This is a genomic window from Leptospira vanthielii serovar Holland str. Waz Holland = ATCC 700522 (genome assembly GCF_000332455.1).
Taxonomy (GTDB): Bacteria; Spirochaetota; Leptospiria; order Leptospirales; family Leptospiraceae; genus Leptospira_A; species Leptospira_A vanthielii.
Genome location: NZ_AOGY02000081.1, coordinates 24,744 through 46,785 on the forward strand (window position 1 = coordinate 24,744; position 22,042 = coordinate 46,785).

Genomic DNA, 22,042 nt, shown 5'->3' on the forward strand with positions numbered 1-22,042 from the left:
GGAAAAATGAAGTCAATTTTAAAACTTAAAACGATAGATGATATCGAAAGAGAGTTATCAATCATTATAACTTGTGAGAAAAAACAAAAAGCAGATATTAGTTTAAGCCAAGTTTATGATTTTTTAGCAGAATCCATCGAATTATCCATACAAAGAATCGGATCTACAAACAAAAGAAATACAATCAATAAAATATTGGGCAAGTACAAGTTTGCGAAACTCCTATCTAAAGGAAGTTACACAAAAGCAAACCAAATTCCGGGGTTCCCACCAAAAGACTTGGGGGACGCAGAGTCAGCACTACTCAGATTAAAAACATCTTTAACTGCTTTTAAATTGCATTCAGGTCCTTTTGCCGAACATTCGGTCTTTGGCGAATTAGATAAAAAACAATGGGAGCGAATTCACGGAATCCTTGCTGCATTTTTATTTGGTTATATCCAACTGTATGGAGATGAAAAATTAAGGTTTGCGAAAGACAGGGAACAGAAAAAAGAAAAGGCTTTCGCAGAAAAAAAACACCATCACCACCAACATCCACAAAAGAAAAAAGACGACCAAGAAACAAAACCCAGTGGTCACAATAGCCGCAAATGGAAAAATAAAAAGAAACCTCACCACAAAGGAAACAAAAACCAAGGTGGTGGTCCTCGATGAAATTTTGTTTAGTAGCTGGTAGCCATCGCAAAAATTCGCAAACATTGAAAGTTGGTAAATTTCTTGCTAAAACATTAGAAACAAAAGGAATCCAAACTACACTTTATGATTTGGGCGGGAACCCACTTCCTCTCTGGGAACCGGCGATGTGGGAGAAGGATTCCGATCTTAAAAAATTCTGGTTGGAGTATAGTGCCGGATTTGGAAGCGCAGATGCATACATTTTCCTCTCTCCTGAGTACGCCGGCATGGCTAGTCCTGCTTTAAAAAACTTTTTTCTTTATCTCAGTGGTGGCGAAGTCTCTCATAAACCAGGACTTATCATTACAGTATCCAGCGGAATGGGAGGTAGTTACCCCAATGCGGAACTTCGAATGTCTAGTTATAAAAATACACGGATTGTATACTTGCCAGATCATCTGATTGTTCGGCATGTTGAATCTATATTAAATTCTGAACTTCCCGAAGGGAAAGACGACGAATACATCCGCACTAGACTGAATTATACGTTAAATGTTTTAGAGGAATATGCAAAAGCTTTTATTGCAATTCGCCAGAGTGGTGTGATCGATACAAAAACTTACCCTTTTGGACTATAATGGCGATAGCAATGGGAATCCCCACATTCAAAATCATAGTCACAATATAACCTAAAAAGGGACCTCCAAATGTATAGGGATCTAAACTATGCATCATGTGAATGATAAACGGGTGTAGTAGGAATATAAATAGACTATTGTTTCCTATAAAAGATATCCAATTCGATACCTTGTGGTTAAATTTAGGCAAAATTTCCCAAATTCCTAAAAAGAAAAAAATGGGGTATACTAAGTGGTGATTTTTGAAATCTATCGCGTAAACTCCACTAAACAAAATTAGAAAGAAAAAAAACAATAGGGCAATTGCTCCGAATGGAAACAATAACTCAGCTTTAGGTTTATTTTTCTCTTCTTTTGAAAGTCCGATTTGGATTCCTAGTATAAAGAAGAATATATAATTAAAAATGGAAACTGAATGGTATTCATTTGGGAGTATTGAATCGAAAAATCCTAAGTTTGAGGATAAGTTTACCAAAAAAGAAAAAAGAAGTAATAGTTTCGAAAACGACTTATTGATGAGAAATTTATCAAATAGATAAAACAAAATGTAAAATTGGATTAAAAGAGGAACAAAATAAAAGGGTGCAAATACTTTCCCTAAAAAGTAGAAATGTATAAATTCGATCACATTGTAATTGTTATATTTTACCAAATACCCAATGACTGAAGCAATTGAATAAGGTAAAATAAGATTCTTTAGTTTAGAGATCCAATACCCTTCTTTTTTCCTTAAGAATATAGCGGATGTTAGTATAAATAAAGGGACGGAAAACCTTGATAAATTGGAAAAAAACAAAGTAGTTCGGACGACCATTTGATCTGCTGGATGAAAGAACTGAAAGTAAGAATGGATATGGATGAGTACGATTCCAACCATTGCAAAACCTCTGAGGATATCGAATCGATTCTCTCTACCTTGTTTAGTTGCGAGTGGATGCGGTAGTGAGTAGGGGATTTGAAAGATCCAAAGATACAAGGCTCCAAGCCCCGTTAGTATGATCCCTAGTAATTCCCATTCCATAAATGCTATCTCCTTTACGGCATTTTCTTTTCAGATTTCCTGGTGCAAAGGAAAATGAATTCAGATTTTAGGCAAAATAGCCAAAAATAGATACAGGAGCCACGAATCAATGAGCAAACTCAACATTCCGCCAAATCAGAGGATCTTCAAAGAAGGGGAACTGAATAATGCGATGTACATCATCCTCCAAGGGAACGTTGAGATTTTTTTTACGGTGAACAATAGCCAAACTCGATTGGCATTGATGAAACCAGGAGATTTTTTTGGTGAGATGGCTTTATTTAGTTCCAACCCAAGAAGTGCAACTGCTAGAACGATTACAAATTGCGAAGTGGCAGTCATTGAAAGTAAACAACAGTTGGAAAACTTTCTTGTTAAGAATCCAAAGTTTGCTGCAAAAATGGTTTCGATTATGGCAGACCGCTTGGCTCGAACAAATGAACTTCTGATCAGTAGTATGGAAAAATCCGTTGCGAAGAAAATTGAATTCAGCACGGAAGTAGGGAAAGAACATCAAATCGGAATCAGTGATGTCCAGGATGTGGAATGAGACTATCCGTAGATGGTAGGTAAGTTTTTTTTGATTAAGGTGATTTCTGAGATGGGTGCGTAATTTAAAAGATTTTTGATGTTAACCATTTGACCCTCTGCCATCAAAAACTCTTTTAAAATTTCTAACGTTTCTTCCGGTGGAAGTGAGGATATACTTGGGTATTCGGGATGTCCCACTAAATTAAATTCATCTGCGAGTTTAGGGTCTTCTAATTGTTGGTCTTCGAGGTTAAGTAATTCTTTCCAGTTCATAATTAAGCCAAGAGAGTTTGGTATTCTTCTCTATGTTCCTCGAATTGTAGTTTAAACCTTTCTTGCATATCGCGAAATTCCTTTTCTGATGTAATTTCAAAATATTCCAATACTTCAGGTTCCACAGTAGAATAATTTCCTTTACCACGTCCAATATTGGCTAAAATATCTGCAAGATAGATGATTTGGCAGAGGATATTGTTTCTAGTTTTGCATTGCCAAGGTTTGTGGTGGTAACGGATGACATCGAGAATTTCCTCCGGGAAATTCCATTTCTCAGCCATTAAATGCCCAATTTCAGAATGTGTTGTTCCTAAAGTGTATTCTTCTACCCATTCTGAAATTTCATTAGTGTCATCACTTCTAAGAACTCTTATCTGATTTACTTGGCTCAGATCTAAGGAAAGAAGAACCATCCTCCCTAAATCGTGGAGTAAAGCCGAAATGATTGCAGGTTCCAACAGTTTTAAATGTTTTTTTCGGTCTTCTATTAGAAATCTTGCATACATGGAGGTTTTGAATGAATGAGTCCATACTAATACTTGTTTCGCATAGCGAGAGTTAAGTATTTTTTTCGCACCTAATGTTAAAAAGATAGACTCAAGATTTTTGAGACCAATCCTCTTTACACCTTCAAGCACTGAAATAATTGGAGTATGTGCACCAAATAAGGGAGAGTTCGCAATTTTTAAGATTTCTGCTGTAATGGCTGGATCTTTCTCCACTTGGGCTGATATTTCATGCCAATCGACATCTTTTTTCTTCGCGATAAGAATCAACTTTTGGATTTGTGGAGGAAGGGGAGGAAGGCTACTGACTTCGCGAACTAAAAGATTTTTTATATTGGTTTGATTTTCTTTTGGGATAAGCTGTTTCGGAATTCGGATGATTACTTCTGTATATTCATCGGTTGTCATCAACTGAAAGAATTGATTAGATATTCCTGAGTTTCTGAGTAAAATATGAATTAATACAATTCCAAGTCCGGAACTTTCTTCATTATCAACTGACTCACGATAGGCGTCATTTATATTTTTGTATTTTGTCGAGGCTTGAACACGTTTTAAAATTCTGTTTTTTTCTTCTGGAAGAATTTTGGCGTTATTTCTGACTCGAAATTCTATATATTCTTCTTTGCAAATTGTACTTAGGGTTATCTTGTAATTAGAGTGATCGAGTCCTAAAAAAACACGTTTGCGGTTATGGCCAAATTCATCCTTATACATTGGGATTCCTCGGCTGTAATCCTTCTCATCCCATAGGTTCAATCCTTGTGTTTGAAAAAAACACGTTTACCATTGGCTTTACATCCGTTTACTAGTAGTTCACTGAGAATTGTAAAAAGGATTTCATGTAGGAATTCTAAGGAAATACTACGAACCACTCTGCCGATCCAAACGTCTAGTTCCGGGCAGTCAATTTCCGAAAAGTGGACATATTCTTTGGAAATCAGTTTTCCGGAAAGAAAGTCCTCCTGGAAGGTAATGAGTGGGGGAATCGACATGATAAACCTGTTTTGAACCTTGTTTCTCTTTTTGAAAACAGAAAATTTTATTTTGAAATTTGGGTCAGGATTCCGATAATGAAGACTATGGAACTCTCGAAAAAATCCCTTTTGATTACCTTTGTGTTATTTGTAGCAGTTGTGTCTATTTCTGCTCAGGACACAAAACCACAAGTAACCCCCACCGATGTGAACCAAGAGAATCACGATGCAAAAGAGGGACAAGATAAAGAGTTATTCGAATACTATTATAAAACTCGCCCTGAAAATTTACCACCTAATAAAGCAAAACTAGAATATAACCTGATTAAGACGCTTAAAAAAGAAATAATGAGTCGTGACTATTCTAAAGAGTCTGTGGAAGCTATCAAAAAAATTGACGCAACCAACGTTCAATATGAGAGAGTGTATCGAGAGAGTAAATGGCTTCGTGGTTTTATGACGCAAAACACTCACCTGAATTATTTAGAATTTATGTATGTAGTAAAACACGATAAATATATGTGTTTTGTAAGTTTTGATGTTAATCCAGAGACTTATTTACAACAATCTCGTCAATCTCATTTGGTTTTTGCTGCGAAGGATAAGTTCGAGATAGTAATCCCAAAACCCTAACTATTAAAGTAACACCAACTAATACGAGTAAATAGATAAAACCATATTGAAAGTATCTTTCTAAGTTTTCCAAGAGGGGGAGCGATTCTTCATTCCCCCGTATTCGCGAAATTGCTGTTTGTTTCCCAAAAATTCTGATTTCTCTTTTATAAACCTCGATCGTGTCACCTAACCGCAGTTTTTTGTAAATGGAGTAGGGGATCCTTTCCGTAATTTCATAGAGAGAACCACTGCTGAGCCCGAAACTGTAATGGCATTGGTAAGCAATTGGGAATTGATTTTTTACACGCGAGAGTTCCTGAACAATCGCAAAACTTCTGTTCTTTTCCTCGTTTAACGTTGTAGTTTCTAATTTTAAGTATTTGTTCTCGAAATGAACGAGAGAATAGAATAGGGAAATGACAATAAAAGATACAAAGACCGAATTGGCGATCCAAACGGATACTCGTGGAGACATCTAGGACTTAGATGGCTCCTCAAAGGATTTTAATGCTTCTTCACGATCTGCATAGAATTGAAAAGCATTAGAAAGACCAAGCAGATGAAACACTTGCAAGATGGAGCTGGTCACTCCGACGAGCGCCATTTCTTTATTTCTTTTTTGTAAGTTCATTTTAACATCCAAAATCATTCGAATCCCAAGACTAGAGATGTATCGAAGTTCTGAAAAATCCAAAATGAGATGTTTTCTGTCGGTTCCGACCATTTCGTCTAGGATCGTTTGTGTAATGCGGTCCAGTGGGCCTGATTCCATACGACCTTTGATTTGGACGATGACAGTTCCATTGATGCGTTTCTGCTCTATTTCGTATGGTAAGTCTTGCATGAATTCCCCTCTCTTTAGCGGAACAATTACAAATAATTTCTCCGGCGATAACCGAATCGTCGCCTTTGCGTAAGGTGGGAACGGGTAGTGCCTCTCCGTAAGAGAATCAACTGCGAGTCCACCATTCATTTCGGAAATAACTTCCACTTGATCTAAGGCCCTAAAATCTGCCAAGGAAAACTCTGTTTCTCGAGACTTCACTCGTATTTCTCGGGAATAAACATGAAAAAAAGGTTCGTGCTTTGAAAATGGTGGGAATTTCTTTGGAAAACAAGAACTAATCCAACCTGTGGATCCTGCACCTGTATAAACTAGTAGTCCGGAACATTTTTGTTCTTCTTTTTTGCCTTGGTAAGAAATCCAAAACCGTGAGGTGAGATCGGGGCTGTTATTCCGTATAGAAAGTTCGCAAATGGCAGGTACAGTTTTGAGTTTTGTTCCATTGGGATATTGAATTTCGGTATCAAGTAAGGACCATGACTCCACCTGAGCTTGTGCGAAGTTGTTTTGGACGGCATCTTTTAATTCATCTGCAGTAAAACCGAGAAGCGCTCCTACAGAGGAATCAGGATCGGAATTACACCCTATTAGATGGGTATTTCCAGCTAAATGAGCCACATAAGTGAAATGGTTATCACCACCATGAGCTACAATCAAATCGTATTTTGCCCCACCTTCGGGATCAAAATTTTCCCGAAAAACAAAGTCGGCCTTTGGAAACACTTGAGATTTTAGAAATTTGCGTGACTCCAATTGTCTTTCATGGGATTCAAAAGTCCTTTCAAAGACTTCTGGATTTTGGCGTGCGACTTCTTTATAGGCCTGAACGGAGCCGTAAGTTTCCAAATCCAATTCGTATTTGGTACGTTTAAATACCACTACGACCTTTTTATACTTGGTTGAAGTCATGAGTTTTGGAAGAAATTCCTATTTTCATTAGGGAAATAAAGGTTTTTTTACAAAAACTTTGTTTTTCTTAGGAAATTTGCAGAAAAATTGTATCCAAAATCAATTTAGTCTTGTACCAAATCATGTAGTTTTATAAATAATGTGTAACCGTTAAATGGTTTAGAGGAAAATCAAAGTATGGCAACAACTCCTACCCCAATGAAGAAGTCCGAAATGCTCAGCGAACTAGCTGAAATAACTGGTATGACCAAAAAGAGCGTAGCCGCGTTCTTAGACTCCTTTGTTGATCTCGCTTATAAAGAAACCAAGAAAAACGGTGCATTTATCATTCCAGGTTTAGGAAAACTTGTTAAACGCAATCGTCCAAAACGTAAAGGAAGAAACCCTGCAACTGGTGAAGCAATTGTAATTCCTGCTAAAGTAGTTGTTAAATTCACACTTTCTAAAACTTGCAAAGATGCAGTTGTGCCTCCTAAAAAATAATTTAGTTTGTGAACCCAGGAGGATGTCCCCCTGGGCATTTTATGGATAAAAAACCTTATCCTTTTTTACCTTTTGAAGATTCTCTCGTAGGAGAGAAAATTCTCCTCGTTTGGCAAGAAAGCCATCATTCTGAAAAAAATCTCAAAGACCATTTATTAAAAGCCCTGGAGCTAACAGAAAACCAATTGGTTTTTACTCCGAACGCCATTAAACAAAAGTTAATGGTATCTTACCCCACTGAAATTCGTAGTTTCATCGAAAAAAAAGAGTTTTCTAAGATCACCAATCTGCTGTTACAGATCGCTAAAGGGAAATCTGAGTTATTTCCCACACCAGCACTCGACATAACATTTGAATTAATAGAATGGATTTTAACAGGGTTTGATATAGATGATGTACTAGTGGACACCTTATCCGCATTATTCGGGACGTCTCTAACCAATGAATTTGTGGATCAAGTCAGAGCTGAATACATCAAAGAACTCCGCGGGTGAGAAAATTTTTGCCTAAGGTTTTATTTTAATTGTCAAACATTGAACTTGGTTCAAATTCTGGAACAAATAAGGACTTTTGGGTACAAATATGCAAACTCGTACGATTTATAAATGGGGATCTCCCGACGTAGAAGAAAAATTACCGGAACACACATTAAAATTTCTAGAAAAACAGTTCCCCGTAGATAAAGAGTTCAAAGCATCACTTCCCAAAGGAGAGCTCCCGCTTAATTCATTAAAAAAGTCTAAAATTTCCCAAACAACGCTCACAAAGTTAAAACAAATTGTTGGTAAAGACTATGTTTCGTTAGACGATACATCACGAGCAAGACATTCGATAGGAAAGTTCTACACTGAAATATATAAAGCAAGATTTGGTGAAGTATCTGATGTTGTGGATGTAGTTGTTTCACCAAAAAATGAACAGGAAGTGATTGAAATTATCGCAGTAGCGAATGCGGGTAAAATTCCTGTCATTCCTTATGGAGCCGGATCCACAGTCACCAAAGCTTTGCAAGCTCCCAAAGGTGGTATCTCTTTAGATTTATCTCGCCTCAATCGTATCATTGAGTTCAATGCCATTGATTCTACTGTGACGGTAGAGGCAGGGGTTTATGGTCCTGTTTTGGAAAAACATTTGAATGACCGCGGTTATACTTGTGGTCACTTTCCTCAATCATTCGAATTTTCTACTGTTGGTGGTTGGATTGCCGCAAAAGGTGCCGGTCAAGCCTCCACAGGTTATGGGAAAATAGAAGATATACTTCTTAGCCTAACGGCGATTACTCCGTCAGGAAAATTTGAATCCAAAGCCTATCCTGCAGCATCCATTGGTCCAGATTTATTTCGATTGTTTCTTGGAACTGAAGGGAGTTTTGGAGTCATCACTAAGGCAACATTAAAGATACGCAAATACCATCCAGAAAATTCAGCCAAAGGTTCTTTTATATTTAAAAACTTTGAAAAGGCTGTGGAAACAATGAGAGATGTGATGCAAGCCGGTTTTGGAAAACCTCATTTCTTTCGTATCCAAGACCCGGAAGAAACAGACATTTCTTTCCAGATGAGTGGACTCCATGGTGGAAAAGAAGATTTGTTTCTAAGATTCATTGGTTACAAACCAATGGAAAGATCCCTCATGCACATTATTGTGGATGGTGATCCGGCATACGCAAAAGAAGTATTAAAAAAGATTAAAAAAATTGCGAAACGAAATGGTGGTTTTTCGACCGGAGAATCACCGGTGAATAAATGGTTACACCAAAGGTATTCCAGTGCTTATCTTAGAGATTATCTTATGGACGAAGGGATTCGAATTGATACCTTAGAGACGGCTGTTAGTTGGTCCAATCTGCATGAGTTGTGGGAAAAAACTCGTGCTTATATCAAAAGCCATGAAAACACATCTTGTATGGTTCATATCTCTCACGCTTATGAAAATGGAGCCAATTTGTATTTCATATTCTTAAGTCCTATGGGCAAAAAAAATGAAGTCACTGACTTTGTAAAGTTCCACAAGGGAATCATTGACAGCATCCATAAACATGGGGGCTCTTTGTCTCACCACCATGGTATTGGTCGGATGTTATCTCCATGGATGGAACAGGAAGTAGGGAAAGAGGGGCTTAGAATTTTATCTTCTGTAAAGAAAACATTTGATCCTAAGGGAATCATGAATCCAGGCGGATTGTTAGGACTTAAATAATGGGTGTTTCTGAAAGGAAAAAAAGAGAATTTGCGCAAAGAGAAACTGATATTCTCCATTGTGCCATTGAACTCTTTAGAATCAAACATCCTTCCCTTGTAAAGATGGATGATATTGCAAAACAATTGGAGATAGGTCGGGGAACGATCTATCTCCATTTTAAGAGTAAAGATGATTTGATGGCTCGCATTTCCTACGAGGACTATGTACGGCTCCGTGTGCGTTTGGAGAAAGCCTTTGAAGCACAAACTGCAATTGAAATGTCAAGGAAAGCAATCAGGGCTTATATTGATCATTGTTTAGGGGATCGCCATATGTATCTTGTTGCAAAACAATGCGGAGTCAATTTAAACATTGATAATGTTTCCGATGACTTGCGGAAACTTCTAACAGAGGAAAGGACAAATCGTTTAACACTTTTAGAAAAAATTTATAAACAAGCAAAACAAGAAAACCTAATCAATACTAGGGGAACGTATCCAAACGTTGCCGTTGCCTGGGGTATGATCCGTGGTGCGGTAGAAGTGATATTAGATGGGCATTTCCAAAACGAAATTAAAAGTGAAAAAGCCTATCTCGAAACGATTGAACATGTATTATTCTATGGATTATTTTCTGGTGGTAACAAAGGAGAGACTTGATGAGAAAAATTAAAGTAATTCTAAATCCCGTATCAGGTGGAGGTCTCTCAGCAAAAGTCTGGAAAAAAGTAGAACCCGAGTTACAAAAAAAAGGGATTCCTTATGAATATGAGGCCACGACAAAGGAAAGGGCGGCCCGCGATATTGCAAAAGACGCCGTCAAACAAGGGTTTCATTGGATCATAGGCATTGGTGGAGATGGCACATTTTCGAATGTTATCAATGGTCTTTTTGAAAATGGAAAGTTAATCAACAAAAATGTTATTTTTAGTCCCATCCCTGCGGGTAGGGGAAATGATTTTATAAAAACAGTCAAAGTTCCCAAAGATCCCGTCAAAGCATTAGAACAGATATTGAACGGAAAAGAAAGGTTAATCGATTTAATCGCAGTCACTTATACCAAAGTCGACAAAACAAAAGGGAATTATCTCTGTTTGAATTTGGCTGACTTCGGAATGGGTGGAGAAGTAGTTTATAAAGTCAATCGTTCAAGACTTGCCTCCATCATCGGAGGGAAGGGCGTGTTTTTGTTATATACGGTTCTCGGTTTGTTTACTTATACAAACAAAAAAATCACACTTACCCTTTCGAAGTTTGAGAAAATTACAAACAAATGTAGATTAATAGTATGTGCTAACGGTGAGTATGCGGGTGGTGGAATGTGGTTTGCACCTAGAGCAAAGCTTGATGATGGTAAAATGGATTTACTTGCCATCCAAGATGTGACTGTGATGGAAACCCTTCGAAAGTTTGGTTATTTGTATCGTGGGAAGTTATCAGACGATTCCAAAGTGATTTCCAAACAAATCACGGAGTTAACTGCAGATTCAGACGAAGATGTTTTTATCGATGTGGATGGTGAGAATATGGGCCAACTCCCTGCTCATTTTAAAGTGCTACCGAAAGTTCTGCCGATCAAATGTTAAACGAATGAAACATATTACAAAACTAGAAAACTCCCGATTAAAGAATCTCAAAAGTGAATATGACATTATCGTCATTGGTGGTGGAATCACAGGTGCCAATGTCCTTTGGGATGCTACCCTTCGCGGTTACAATTGCCTACTTGTGGAAAAAAATGATTATGCCTCTGGAACAAGCCAAGCCACTTCCAAATTGATTCATGGGGGACTCAGGTATCTAAAGAATTTAGAGTTTGCACTGGTTCGTGAATCACTATCCGAACGAAGGTATTTAGCAAAAATCTCTCCCCATGCAGTTCGTCCTATGGGTTTTATCATCCCGATCCGATCGTGGTTCCAACGTATTCAATTATTTTTAGGAATGGAATTGTATAATGCTCTATCCTTTGATCGGAATAAAGAAATTGATCTAGATGTGCAACTTCCTCGGTACAGATGGAATTCACTTGGTGAAACAATTTATAAAGTTCTTGGGCTTAATCGAAAATCTTTGAAAGGAAGTTTTCAATACTATGACTATGCCAATCCCAATCCAGAAAAACATACTACGGAGTTTATTTTGTCAGCCAAGGAAAAAGGAGCACATGCTTTTAATTACTTATCTGTCACTACATTAAAGAAACAAAATAGCGGTGGTTATACGGTCGGCCTTACAGATTCTATTTCTGGGAAAAAAGTATTGGTATCGACTAAGGTGGTCGTGAATTCAGCTGGTCCATGGGCTGACGTGATTGAGTCCATGACTGGTGTGACCGCAGAAAAAAAATTAGTTCGTTCCAAGGGAATCCATGCTGTGGTTCGTAATATTTGTGGAAATGAATGTGTGGTTTTATCAAAAAGAGATGGCTCGCATCTTTTTGTCATCCCATGGCGAGGAAAAACTATTGTAGGAACCACAGATACTGCCTATGAAGAGGATCCTGATGTTTTTAAAGTTAAACAATCTGAAATTGTGGATTTATTAGATGAAGTAAATTATAGTTTTGGTTTTGCAAAATTAACTCTGAAAGATGTGGATTATTACTACGGTGGCCTTCGTCCTCTTGTAGAAGATCCAGGGAGCACCGAAGGTACTTATTCTGCGTCACGGAAATCAGAGATTTTTCACTATGAAAAGGAAGGATTTCCTGGTTTCTTTTCTGCGTTAGGTGGTAAGTATACAACAAGCCGCGCTGTTGCAGAAACTTTAGTGAATGCGATTGATTTATATTCTAAAGGTATGAAGTCAACCTGTGTCACAAAATTTACCCCACTTCTTGGAGGAAGATACCAAAGTTTAAAAGAACTTACAAACGAATTAGAGTTCAAATTCCCGAAGGTTCCCGGATCAAAAATTGATACTTTGGCGAGACGTTATGGAAGTGTGACTTGGAAGATTTTGTCTTTGGAGGGAAATGATTCCTATCGTATTCCCAATGGAGAAATTTATTATGAAGAGGAAGTGGAATATTTAGTAAACCATGAAGAGATTTTCCACCTAACGGATTTCTATTTTAGAAGGTCAGGGGTAGGTACTGTTGGGGCTCTCGATTCTTCAGAACGGATTCGGTTGGATAAAAAAATTGCCAAGTTACTTGGATGGAATGCGGATCGAACCAAAGAAGAAATAAAAGCTGTTGACCAAAGATACAAGTGGTTTGTGGACTAAATGGCCAGAATCTCTATTGATATTCCAGAAAAACAAATTTATTCTACTGATCTTAGTGTTCGGATCTCAGATATTAACTTTGCGGGTCACTTAGCTCATGATGCGATTTTAACTTTAACTCATGAATGTAGGGCCCGTTTTTTCCATTTTCATGGTTGGACAGAAATCAATGTCGAAGGGAAAGGGATCGTTGTCTCTGATGTGGCCATTGTTTATAAATCAGAAGCTTTTTTTCCTGATGACCTAGAGATGCAACTCTACGTGGACAATGTATCTAAAAAGTCTTTAGAAATGGTTTATGTCATCACACATAAAAATGGGGGAAAAGAAATTGCGAGAGCCAAAACTGCCATCGTATTTTTTGATTATGCGGAAAGGAAACCTTGTCCCATCCCTGATGTTTTTATAAAAGTATTGGAATAAACTAAGGATCCTTATTTAATTTTTGTTTGGATGGAGGAAACAATTTTACGTTCTTCTTCTTCATACTTTAATTTATGAATTCCACCGAGTGGGTTTCTTTTGACTGCCTGGTTCCATTTGGACGCCTCTAATTCCTCCCAAATCGAAATCCCCCATCTACCATATTCATTTCGAATCCATTGTGTGAGTTGGGTGAGTGTTTCTACATTTTTGTCCTTTCTCTTTTCATAATGAAGGATGTATTGTAATAACTCTTCGATTCCTTTTCGCTTTGTCACTGATGTTTTGAAAATAGGAGGAAGGGTGTGGTTCGGAAGAATGTCTTTGATAAATTCCAAAGTAGATTGTAACATGTAGTAACTGGAGTTCGCTAGTGATTCTTCGTCACATTTGTTGATGATGAAGGCTTCTGGAACTTCCATAATTCCTGATTTCATAAATTGCACTTGGTCACCACCTAGGGGTTGCATCACAAGAAAGGACAAATCAGAAATCAGGGAAACAGAAATTTCATTCTGGCCAATCCCAACAGTTTCCACAAATACATAATCAAATATTCTACGTAAGAAACGGATGACATGATACGTATAAGGATTGAGGCCACCAAGTTCCAATTGGGATGGTTGCGATCGAAAATAGAGTCGGATGTCACGTCTTGGGAGTGTGACGCGAGTTCTATCTCCAAGGATGGATCCTCCACTTACGTTGGAAGAAGGATCAATGGCAACAATAGCCATTTTTTTATCCGGAGCAAATTCTAAAAAAAGACGACAAAGTTCACCAAGTAACGAGGATTTGCCGGCCCCAGGAGTTCCTGTAATCCCAATAGTGAGTCCTTCTTTAAAATCTGGTTTTTGGAGAGAGAGTTCCTGGAATAATGATTCCCGAAATTCTAAATTTTTTTCGGTTTCAATTCTTGAAATGATTTTTGCAATAGGATATTTTTCCCCTAGCAGGGCATCAGAAACCAATTGGGATAAAGATTCTTTCGTATCAATCAAGGGATGTTGCCATAGTTTAGAAATAAAATAGAGTCGTGGAAACTTCCATTACAGATCCGGATTAAAGGTTGCAATGGAAGTGAAAAACAACTCTTCGCTTAAACGAGAACTGGTTCTATGGTAATGATGTCGATGATTTTGTTCATAATCGACATTAAGTCATAATCTTTTGGTGTAAAGATTTCACGAATCCCCATAGCCCTTAGTTCTTCAAAGTCGGATTCAGGAATGATTCCCCCAATTACAACAGGGATTTTTGCCTTGTAGTGAGCGAGTTCATCAAACAATTGTTTCACGATTTCTTTGTGAGAACCAGAAAGAATCGATAACCCAATGACATTGGCATTTTCTTCCACGGCGGACTGAACGATTTCTTCTGGAGAAAGGCGAATTCCTGAATAAATCACATCAAAACCACTGTGTTTTGCAGATACAGCAATCATTTCTGCTCCATTCGAATGGCCGTCAAGTCCTGGTTTCCCCACAACGATTTTTGGTCTATGGCCATTTGCTTTGGTAAAGGCTTCCACTTTTCCTCGAACGGTAGAAACTTTATCATCAGACAAAAAAAGTTTTTGGCCTTCCACACCAGTCGGTGGATTGTATTCTCCATACACATCGCGAAGTGCATCGGCCCATTCCCCTGTTGTTACCAGTGCTTTTGCACAAGCAATCGAATAAGGCATCAGGTTTTTCCCATCTTTTGCGGCTTGTTTTAGTTCTTCTAAAGATTTTTTGGCTGTCTCTGCGTTACGGCGAGTTTTAGCTTCTGCCAAAACGTTTAATGTTTGTTCTGCGGATTTTGGATCTACTTTAAAGATACCACCATCCGAGTCAGTCATGAGTGGAGACTTAATTCCGTCGGTCCATTTGTTTTTACCAACAATCACCAGTTCGTTGGAATTGATTTTGGAAAGTCTTTCTGTTTGTGATTTCACAAGTTGAGATTTCATATATCCATTTTCAATCGCAACGAGGGCTCCCCCCATATCGATGATCTTTTGAATTTCAAGTTTCGCTTCTTCTTTGAGAGCTTTTACTTTCGATTCAATGACTTTGGATCCTTCGAAGATGTCTGGGTATTCGAGAAGGTCTGTTTCATAAGCAAGGACTTGTTGCAATCGGAGCGACCATTGTTGGTCCCAAGGTCTTGGAAGGGAAAGTGCTTCGTTCCATGCAGGTAGTTGGAGGGCACGACATCTTGCGTTTCTAGAAAGTGTCACACCAAGGGATTCGATAAGAATCCTCCATGCGTTGTTCTCCGGTTGTTCTTCTGTAAGGCCAAGGGAGTTTACTTGTACACCATAGCGGAACACTCGGTATTTTGCCGTTTTTACAGCATATCTTTCTGTTGTGATTTCTTCCCACATTTCTGTGAAGGCGCGCATTTTGCACATTTCTTCTACAAAACGAATCCCTGCATTGACAAAGAAGGAAATCCGACCCACACACTGTTCAAATTCTTCCGCTGTAAAACAATTTCTTTCTTTAATGGCATCTAACACGGCAATGGCGGTAGCTAACGCAAAAGAAAGTTCTTGTACGGGAGTGGCACCCGCCTCTTGTAAGTGGTAGGAACAAATGTTAGATGGGTTCCATTTTGGAATTTTGTGTAAACTATACTCATACATATCCACGATGATTTTCATGGATTCTTTCGGAGGGTAGATATAGGTTCCGCGTGCAAGGTATTCTTTGATTAAATCGTTTTGGGTGGTTCCATTGAGTTTTTCGAGTGGGACACCGCGTTCTTCTGCGAGGGCCACATATAGCGAAAGTAACCACATGGAAGTTCCATTGATGGTCATGGAAGTGTTCATCTCTTCAATCGGGATCTGGTCGAATAAAATACGAAAGTCTTCTAAAGAGTTGATGGGAACTCCCACCTTTCCGATTTCTGGGCGCGATACCTCATGGTCGGAACTATAACCACACTGAGTTGGGAGATCAAATGCAATGGAAAGCCCTGTTTGGCCTTTAGAAAGGTTCTTTCTGTACAACTCATTGGAGGCTTTTGCATTGGTATGCCCTGCATAAGTCCTAAAAATCCATGGTTTGTCAGGTTTTCCCTGTCCATTCTCGTCCACGAGAAGGTATTCTTTTTTTTCGGCGGACATTCTTTGCCTCGTTTTATAAATTCTATGTATAATTGAAAATCTTCTGGAATATTTTCACCTAAAAATTTATACAGGATTAGGCAATTTGAGCCTTTTCCAAGATGCGCGACCCAAAACCTTTTTCACCACTTCCTTTCATTTTTAGCATCTTACTCTTAAGTTTGGGCTTTGCTCTGTTCTCTTATTTTAGACCTTTCCCCACTACCGAGACCGAATGGGAGTTTTTGGCAAATACCAAGGCCGCTACCGAAGAAGGGGGACTCGTTTCTGCGAGAGAACCACTTGCTATTTGGTTTGTTGTGGCTTGGAAAAAACTATTTGGGATGAACTACATTCCTTCCTTTCTCGTGTTAGCCGGACTATTTTATAGTCTTTTCCTACATTTGTTTATGTTGTTACTTAGATCGGAAGAGTGGAAACGAAACCATTATCTGATGGTTTATTTGGCTGCTTTTTTACCATTTTCCTACGGGTTTCCCACATCTTATTTCACAGAAACACTTTGTCTTGTGTTTTTACTCTTGGTGTTTTTAACCTTTCGATTGGAGAAGATGACAGACCTTTTAATTTTCCCCACATTTACTGCTCTTGCGTTCTTCTCCAGTTTTATTATGTTTTATCTTGGGTTTACTTTTTTTGTCATCTTTACGGGGATTCGTGGATCTCGTAAGGCTGCCCAAAAAACATCTGTGTTCTATAAAAAGAAAAACATGCCCTTCCTATTTTTACTTGGCTATCTAGGATTTTTTATCCTCTCTCTAGTTTACTTTTCTTATACAGATTTTTTTGGACCAAACTCCATTGGATTTTTATTCAAAACTTGGTATACTTCAGCGTTACTCATTCTTCTGCCACTTGTGGTTCTAGGGATTGGGCACGTGTTATTAAAAACCGAAAAAGAATTAAATACAATTACAGCATCGATTATCATTGTTCTTTGCATTATAGTTTCCATCTATTTTGTTTTTAAAAATTTAAAATCTGCAGATAAAGAACCCTGGGATCTCCAATCCAAAAATCTTACAAAAGCCTTTGGACAAGCTCTCATTTTAAAATCTGATCCTATTTATTTACCAAAAGAATTTTCCTTTGCCTTTTACTTCCAAACGGGAACTAAAACGAAATACATGCGGGAGGAAAAGGTTTCTGATAAATCGTTTTTGTATGTGGATGGAATTTGGAACCAAGACATCCAGCTAATACAAAAGTCAGGACTATTCCGACGTAATTCTAGATCCTTTGCTATCGTTCCTATCAGTGAAGATGATGTCCTCATTCAAAGAGCTACGGCAGAAAAGATTAAAAATGAAAAAAGTCTGAATTTTATCGTGAAAAAAGTTGATGATGCATGGCTAGAAACTGCCACAAAACGCCCGTTTGATGTGTATACGGCAGGTTTGCAGAAAAAGTTCGGATACCTGACTTTTTATTAGATTCTAAAATTTAAGAACTAAAATCTTTATAGTAACGTTTGACTTTGTTTACGTATTTTTGTGTTTCTTCATAAGGAGGAATACCTTTGTGCCGTTTCACTGCCCCGGGCCCTGCATTGTAAGCTGCAATGGCTTTTTCTGGATCTTTGAATTCCTTCATCAGACCTTTTAAAAATTTCACTCCACCACCAATATTGTCTTCGGGATCAAAAGGATCGGATACGCCTAGAGACTCTGCCGTTTCTGGCATCAGTTGCATAAGCCCCATGGCACCTTTTGGTGATACAGCTTTGGGTTTAAAATTAGATTCCGCTTTGACCATGGCTTTCACCAAATTCGGATCCATCCCTTGGGCTTTCGCAATGGATTCAATGGTTCCGAAAATATCGGTAGGTTTGTTTCCTAAATCCGATTGCAAAGAGGTTTTGGGTCTTTCTTCCGGAAAGGGGAGGGAGATGGAATCAACGGGTTGTATCTGAGAAGGAAGAACCGGTAGGTTTTGTGTTGGGTTCTGTTTGTTCCATTCCCTTTCTAAAACGTCAGGAAAAGAAACGAGAGACTTCGGATTTTCCGAAAGTTTGGATAGGGATTCCATTCGATTTAGCACAGAAGATACAGAAGGAATATCAGTCAGTCTCACAATTTTAAGATCGACAAAGTTGGGGAAAACTAAAGAAAAAAAATATGTCTCATTAGCCCAGGGAAGGGTTGATTGACTGCAAATCCTTTAGGGATAGGGGTTTTACAAGATAACCTTTTACATTTTTGAATTCTGCAGACCGCGCTTTGTCTGTGGGGTCAATCGAAGAGGTCAGAATGTAGATAGGGAGCTTTGCATATTTAGGGTGTTTACTTATGGCACTTAGGAACTCCCATCCATCCATGATGGGCATATTCAAATCTAAAAATAATAAGTCAGGATCTGCCGTGCTATTTAGGAGGGCATTTAGGGCATCCTCTCCATTTTGGAATCCATGAATTTCGTTTGCAAAAGAAAATTTCTCCATCAAAGTTTTGATGAGAAATGTTGTGATCATGTCATCTTCAACTAGGTAAACCATACTTAATTGTTTCATAAATTACGAATAGAGCCGAGCGTATTTTCCAAAAAAACAAAAAGAAAGCAAGAAATAAACCAACTTCAAAGTGTATGTGGTGACGTTAGGATTTCGGGTCTCAGGATCTCTTTTAATTTTTTTTCTTCTAACAGGCCTAACTCGAGAACTATGGATTCGACAGATCGGTTCTCCGATAGGGCCTTCTTCGCTACTAGGGTTGCATTTTCGTACCCAATGTATGGATTTAAGGCCGTGGCAAGGCCTGCCGAAGTTTTGACTCGCGATTCTAGTAGTTCCCTGTTTGCCGTAATTCCAATGATACAATTGGTCTCTAGTGTTTTACAACCAGCTGTTAGGTGCTCAATACTTTTAAAAAGACTGTGGGCGATAATAGGTTCGAAAGCATTTAATTGTAGTTGTCCTGCTTCTGCTGCCATTGTGATGGTGATATCGTTTCCAATCACTTCATAAGCAATTTGGTTGACCACTTCTGGAATGATGGGATTGACTTTCCCTGGCATAATGGAGGATCCTGCTGCTTTGGCAGGAAGATTGATTTCGTTAAACCCACCTTGTGGCCCACTGGAGAGAAGGCGTAAGTCATTACATACTTTAGAAAGTTTGGTCGCAATCCGTTTTAGTACACCAGATAACTGGACAAAGGCGCCTGTGTCTTGGGTGGCTTCGATCAAATTGGGTGCGGCAATTAGACTAAGCCCTGTGTCGTTGGATAAAATATCAGTGACAATTTGAGAATACCGAATATCAGTATTGATTCCAGTGCCGATCGCAGTGGCACCTAAATTGATCTCTCCGATGAGTGAGGTTGCTTCTTTTAGCCTATTGATGTCCTCACCTAACATAACATCGTAAGTGGAGAATTCTTGTCCTAAGGTCATAGGTACTGCATCTTGTAATTGGGTTCTCCCAATCTTTAAAATATCTTTAAATTCTTCTGATTTTATTCGGAAAGAGGCTTGCAGATTTTCCATGGCTGCAAGTAACCCTTTGATGGCAAACACTGCCGCTATTTTGATGGATGTGGGATATACATCATTTGTACTTTGCGACATGTTGACATCATTTAATGGGTGCAAGTGGGTATAGTCCCCTTTGGAAAACCCATACATTTCCAATGCGATATTTGTGATTACTTCATTGGCGTTCATATTCGTGGAAGTTCCTGCCCCACCTTGGATCACATCTACAACAAATTCCGAATGGAACTCTCCTTGTAAGATCCGATCACAAGCATCGGTGATCATTTTTGTGGTTTCTTTCGAAAGTTGGCCGAGCTGCAAATTGGCTTTGGCAGAAGCCCTTTTGATATAGGCAAGGGCATGCACTAGGTCCGGGTAGGATCCGATGGTTTTCCCTGTAATCGGATAGTTTTCTAAGGCTCTTAGCGTGTGTATCCCCCAATAGGCATTAGCGGGGAGATCTCGTTCTCCCAAAAGGTCGTGTTCTCTGCGAATCGATTTGTTCATAGGTCTCTAATTTCTCTTGGATAGGACGAAAGATACTCGACCAAATCCAAATGGGAAGAAGATTTATGTAGTCGATGTATAAAATCCCATTATCATTCCACATCCTATTCTTTTTAGTCTTCCTTACTTCGTTGTCCGGAAAGGAAAAACAACCCACCAGCGTTTCTTGCAAACAAAAGGAAGAAACAGTGAAAACCATTTTCCAACTTTTGCCAGAATCGGAAAGGTCTTGTGTCGATATTGCCAAACTGGTTTTGACAGAAGAGGATGAAGATGGCGAAAAATTGGACAAAGAGTATGCCGAACTTTTTTTGAAAGTATGTGAACTCAAAAGGAAAAAACTTTCCTTGGAAGAAATTCGAGAGAATCTTGGAATCACAAAACAATGCACTATTGCGGTAAATGTATCGAAAAAGAATTGATTCTTTCAATAGTCGGCCTATCGTTTTTCCAGGTTTTATGCTAAAATACAATATAGTTCTTTTTTTCTTCCTTGTCCCAACGGTTTTGTTTCCCTGTGACCCTTCCCCGGCAAAAACTTTAACACCTATCGATCATTCGGCGAAGGATAAAAGTTTTAACGAATTTAAAAACAAATTCCAAAAAATTCTAAAATCCAAAGATCGTAAGGCCTTAGAAGAAGTAATCGACAAAGATATCCATTTTTCTTTTGGTGGGGAAGCAGGAAAAAAGGATTTTTTAAAATCATTCCAACTAACAGAAAAACCATCCTCTTCTAACTTCTGGGAACTTATGGAAGAGGTTGTCAAATTGGGGTTTCGCCAGAACAAAGAAGGCCAAATGGTGGCACCTTACTTTTTCGAAACTTTCCCTGGTGATTATGATCCCTTCACGCACTATTTGGTCATTGGAAAGAATGTAAATGTAAGAGAAGAAGCATCCAAAGAATCGAAATCAATCACTCAGCTCAGTTACCAAATTGTAAGAGCAGAAGCTGATGATTTAGATGGAAGACGTCTCGAAAAAGAAAGTAATTGTAACTGGAAAAAAATATGTACTCCACAAGGGAAACCTGGGTATGTATGTGATCGGTTTTTACGTAGTCCTCTTGACTACAGAGCTTTTTTTGAAAAAAAGAAAAACAATTGGGTCCTCACTATTTTTATTGTGGGCGATTGACTGCTGTTAAATAAAGATTCGTCTTGGATTTTTCTTGAATCAAAGGTATATAGGATTTAGGATTGGTGAAACCATTATCGAAGGAAACATTTATGTTAAAAAAAATTCTGTTTGTTGCTTTAGCGTTTTCGCTAACCAATTGTCTTGTCTTAAATCCAGTGGGAGCAACGGTCGATCGCGAAAAGGGTTCTGAGGTAGCTTCTAGAATTACGGATGCTGCGATCCAGACAGACCTGATCAATTCAACCATTTTGGTGGGAAGGCCTTTTATCTCTATTTACAGTTTAATAGCTGCGGACATTGCTAGTATTGACTCAGCTAAATACTATGTGAAAGCGGATGTGGATCAGTGTGTTTCTGATATCAAAGGTTTTAAAGGTTTTGTACTTGGTTCTGTGATTGCAAACATCCTTTCCTGCCAAGATCTAAAAACCGATGGATACTTAACTGGAGATCCGTTCCCAACTTTCTAATTTAATTTTTTTTACATTCCCTGCCTCTTTTTCCAGAGGTAGGGAACTCTCCTTCAATCTTCCGGGTCATATTCACCAAAC

The 22,042-nt window shown here is 38.4% G+C and carries 23 protein-coding genes and 1 pseudogene; 15 read left to right on the forward strand and 9 right to left on the reverse strand.

What is annotated here, in order from left to right; translation table 11 throughout:
* Positions 1–6 precede the first annotated feature (6 nt).
* Both LEP1GSC199_RS20010 and LEP1GSC199_RS20015 read left to right on the forward strand, forming a co-directional pair.
* Positions 7–657, forward strand: a complete 651-nt coding sequence (locus LEP1GSC199_RS20010; protein WP_002991632.1) for a DUF1569 domain-containing protein — start codon at positions 7–9, stop codon at positions 655–657.
* A complete protein-coding gene (locus tag LEP1GSC199_RS20015) occupies positions 654–1,256 on the forward strand; it encodes an NADPH-dependent FMN reductase (protein ID WP_039927585.1) in 603 nt (200 codons plus the stop codon). The genes LEP1GSC199_RS20010 and LEP1GSC199_RS20015 overlap by 4 nt, the downstream gene beginning before the upstream one ends.
* Here the strand turns inward: LEP1GSC199_RS20015 and LEP1GSC199_RS20020 are convergent.
* Positions 1,198–2,277, reverse strand: coding sequence for an acyltransferase family protein (locus LEP1GSC199_RS20020; RefSeq protein WP_002991520.1), 1,080 nt, complete (start codon positions 2,275–2,277; stop codon positions 1,198–1,200). The two genes, LEP1GSC199_RS20015 and LEP1GSC199_RS20020, sit on opposite strands and share 59 nt — an antisense overlap.
* Before the next feature lie 109 nt (positions 2,278–2,386).
* On the opposite strand from LEP1GSC199_RS20020, the gene LEP1GSC199_RS20025 reads away from it, so the two are divergent.
* Positions 2,387–2,827, forward strand: a complete 441-nt coding sequence (locus LEP1GSC199_RS20025) for a Crp/Fnr family transcriptional regulator (protein WP_002991522.1) — start codon at positions 2,387–2,389, stop codon at positions 2,825–2,827.
* 2 nt (positions 2,828–2,829) lie between these two features.
* Here LEP1GSC199_RS20025 and LEP1GSC199_RS20030 read toward each other — a convergent pair whose 3' ends face one another.
* Positions 2,830–3,081, reverse strand: coding sequence for a hypothetical protein (locus LEP1GSC199_RS20030; RefSeq protein ID WP_002991584.1), 252 nt, complete (start codon positions 3,079–3,081; stop codon positions 2,830–2,832).
* A gap of 2 nt (positions 3,082–3,083) precedes the next feature.
* Positions 3,084–4,585 (reverse strand): annotated as a pseudogene (locus LEP1GSC199_RS20035) (HDOD domain-containing protein).
* A gap of 87 nt (positions 4,586–4,672) precedes the next feature.
* On the opposite strand from LEP1GSC199_RS20035, the gene LEP1GSC199_RS20040 reads away from it, so the two are divergent.
* A complete protein-coding gene (locus LEP1GSC199_RS20040; RefSeq protein WP_232420865.1) occupies positions 4,673–5,200 on the forward strand; it encodes a hypothetical protein in 528 nt (175 codons plus the stop codon).
* 457 nt (positions 5,201–5,657) lie between these two features.
* On the opposite strand, the gene LEP1GSC199_RS20045 is transcribed toward LEP1GSC199_RS20040, so the two are convergent.
* Positions 5,658–6,935, reverse strand: coding sequence for an STAS domain-containing protein (locus tag LEP1GSC199_RS20045; protein ID WP_002991630.1), 1,278 nt, complete (start codon positions 6,933–6,935; stop codon positions 5,658–5,660).
* Positions 6,936–7,112: 177 nt separating this feature from the next.
* Here LEP1GSC199_RS20045 and LEP1GSC199_RS20050 point away from each other — a divergent pair, with 177 nt between their 5' ends.
* The 7 genes from LEP1GSC199_RS20050 (at position 7,113) to LEP1GSC199_RS20080 (ending at position 13,252) form a co-directional block, all read left to right on the forward strand.
* Positions 7,113–7,418 (forward strand): HU family DNA-binding protein, encoded by a 306-nt coding sequence (locus tag LEP1GSC199_RS20050; RefSeq protein WP_002991590.1) that lies wholly within the window; start codon positions 7,113–7,115, stop codon positions 7,416–7,418.
* Positions 7,419–7,459: 41 nt separating this feature from the next.
* Entirely contained in the window at positions 7,460–7,912 is a 453-nt protein-coding gene (locus LEP1GSC199_RS20055) for a VanZ family protein (protein ID WP_002991524.1), read from the forward strand.
* An 88-nt stretch (positions 7,913–8,000) separates the two neighbouring features.
* On the forward strand, positions 8,001–9,617 hold the full coding sequence (locus LEP1GSC199_RS20060) for an FAD-binding oxidoreductase (RefSeq protein WP_002991605.1): 1,617 nt from the start codon (positions 8,001–8,003) through the stop codon (positions 9,615–9,617).
* Complete coding sequence (locus LEP1GSC199_RS20065; RefSeq protein WP_002991548.1) at positions 9,617–10,258, forward strand: TetR/AcrR family transcriptional regulator; 642 nt, start codon at positions 9,617–9,619, stop codon at positions 10,256–10,258. The genes LEP1GSC199_RS20060 and LEP1GSC199_RS20065 overlap by 1 nt, the downstream gene beginning before the upstream one ends.
* The gene (locus LEP1GSC199_RS20070; protein ID WP_002991508.1) at positions 10,258–11,184 is read left to right on the forward strand and encodes a diacylglycerol/lipid kinase family protein; all 927 of its coding nucleotides are present in this window, start codon (positions 10,258–10,260) and stop codon (positions 11,182–11,184) included. The genes LEP1GSC199_RS20065 and LEP1GSC199_RS20070 overlap by 1 nt, the downstream gene beginning before the upstream one ends.
* Positions 11,185–11,188: 4 nt before the next feature.
* Entirely contained in the window at positions 11,189–12,829 is a 1,641-nt protein-coding gene (locus LEP1GSC199_RS20075; RefSeq protein WP_002991559.1) for a glycerol-3-phosphate dehydrogenase/oxidase, read from the forward strand.
* Positions 12,830–13,252 (forward strand): acyl-CoA thioesterase, encoded by a 423-nt coding sequence (locus LEP1GSC199_RS20080; RefSeq protein WP_002991592.1) that lies wholly within the window; start codon positions 12,830–12,832, stop codon positions 13,250–13,252. It begins immediately after the preceding gene.
* An 11-nt stretch (positions 13,253–13,263) separates the two neighbouring features.
* On the opposite strand, the gene LEP1GSC199_RS20085 is transcribed toward LEP1GSC199_RS20080, so the two are convergent.
* On the reverse strand, positions 13,264–14,253 hold the full coding sequence (locus tag LEP1GSC199_RS20085) for a P-loop NTPase family protein (protein WP_002991562.1): 990 nt from the start codon (positions 14,251–14,253) through the stop codon (positions 13,264–13,266).
* A gap of 98 nt (positions 14,254–14,351) precedes the next feature.
* A complete protein-coding gene (locus tag LEP1GSC199_RS20090) occupies positions 14,352–16,370 on the reverse strand; it encodes a protein meaA (RefSeq protein WP_002991546.1) in 2,019 nt (672 codons plus the stop codon).
* Positions 16,371–16,594: 224 nt separating this feature from the next.
* On the opposite strand from LEP1GSC199_RS20090, the gene LEP1GSC199_RS20095 reads away from it, so the two are divergent.
* The gene (locus tag LEP1GSC199_RS20095; protein WP_232420866.1) at positions 16,595–17,803 is read left to right on the forward strand and encodes a hypothetical protein; all 1,209 of its coding nucleotides are present in this window, start codon (positions 16,595–16,597) and stop codon (positions 17,801–17,803) included.
* A 10-nt stretch (positions 17,804–17,813) separates the two neighbouring features.
* On the opposite strand, the gene LEP1GSC199_RS20100 is transcribed toward LEP1GSC199_RS20095, so the two are convergent.
* From LEP1GSC199_RS20100 to LEP1GSC199_RS20110, 3 genes are all read right to left on the reverse strand, one after another.
* Positions 17,814–18,443 carry a lytic transglycosylase domain-containing protein gene (locus tag LEP1GSC199_RS20100; RefSeq protein ID WP_002991619.1) on the reverse strand — a complete coding sequence of 210 codons (630 nt, stop codon included), beginning with the start codon at positions 18,441–18,443 and terminating at the stop codon, positions 17,814–17,816.
* A gap of 52 nt (positions 18,444–18,495) precedes the next feature.
* A complete protein-coding gene (locus tag LEP1GSC199_RS20105; protein WP_039927587.1) occupies positions 18,496–18,879 on the reverse strand; it encodes a response regulator in 384 nt (127 codons plus the stop codon).
* A 65-nt stretch (positions 18,880–18,944) separates the two neighbouring features.
* Positions 18,945–20,348: an aspartate ammonia-lyase gene (locus LEP1GSC199_RS20110; RefSeq protein WP_002991557.1), complete on the reverse strand. Its 1,404-nt coding sequence runs from the start codon at positions 20,346–20,348 to the stop codon at positions 18,945–18,947.
* Between the two features lie 188 nt (positions 20,349–20,536).
* On the opposite strand from LEP1GSC199_RS20110, the gene LEP1GSC199_RS20115 reads away from it, so the two are divergent.
* From LEP1GSC199_RS20115 to LEP1GSC199_RS20125, 3 genes are all read left to right on the forward strand, one after another.
* A complete protein-coding gene (locus LEP1GSC199_RS20115) occupies positions 20,537–20,770 on the forward strand; it encodes a hypothetical protein (protein ID WP_232420867.1) in 234 nt (77 codons plus the stop codon).
* 37 nt (positions 20,771–20,807) lie between these two features.
* The gene (locus tag LEP1GSC199_RS20120) at positions 20,808–21,488 is read left to right on the forward strand and encodes an SH3 domain-containing protein (protein ID WP_002991621.1); all 681 of its coding nucleotides are present in this window, start codon (positions 20,808–20,810) and stop codon (positions 21,486–21,488) included.
* Between the two features lie 92 nt (positions 21,489–21,580).
* Positions 21,581–21,961: a TIGR04452 family lipoprotein gene (locus tag LEP1GSC199_RS20125; RefSeq protein ID WP_002991642.1), complete on the forward strand. Its 381-nt coding sequence runs from the start codon at positions 21,581–21,583 to the stop codon at positions 21,959–21,961.
* Positions 21,962–22,042 lie beyond the last annotated feature (81 nt).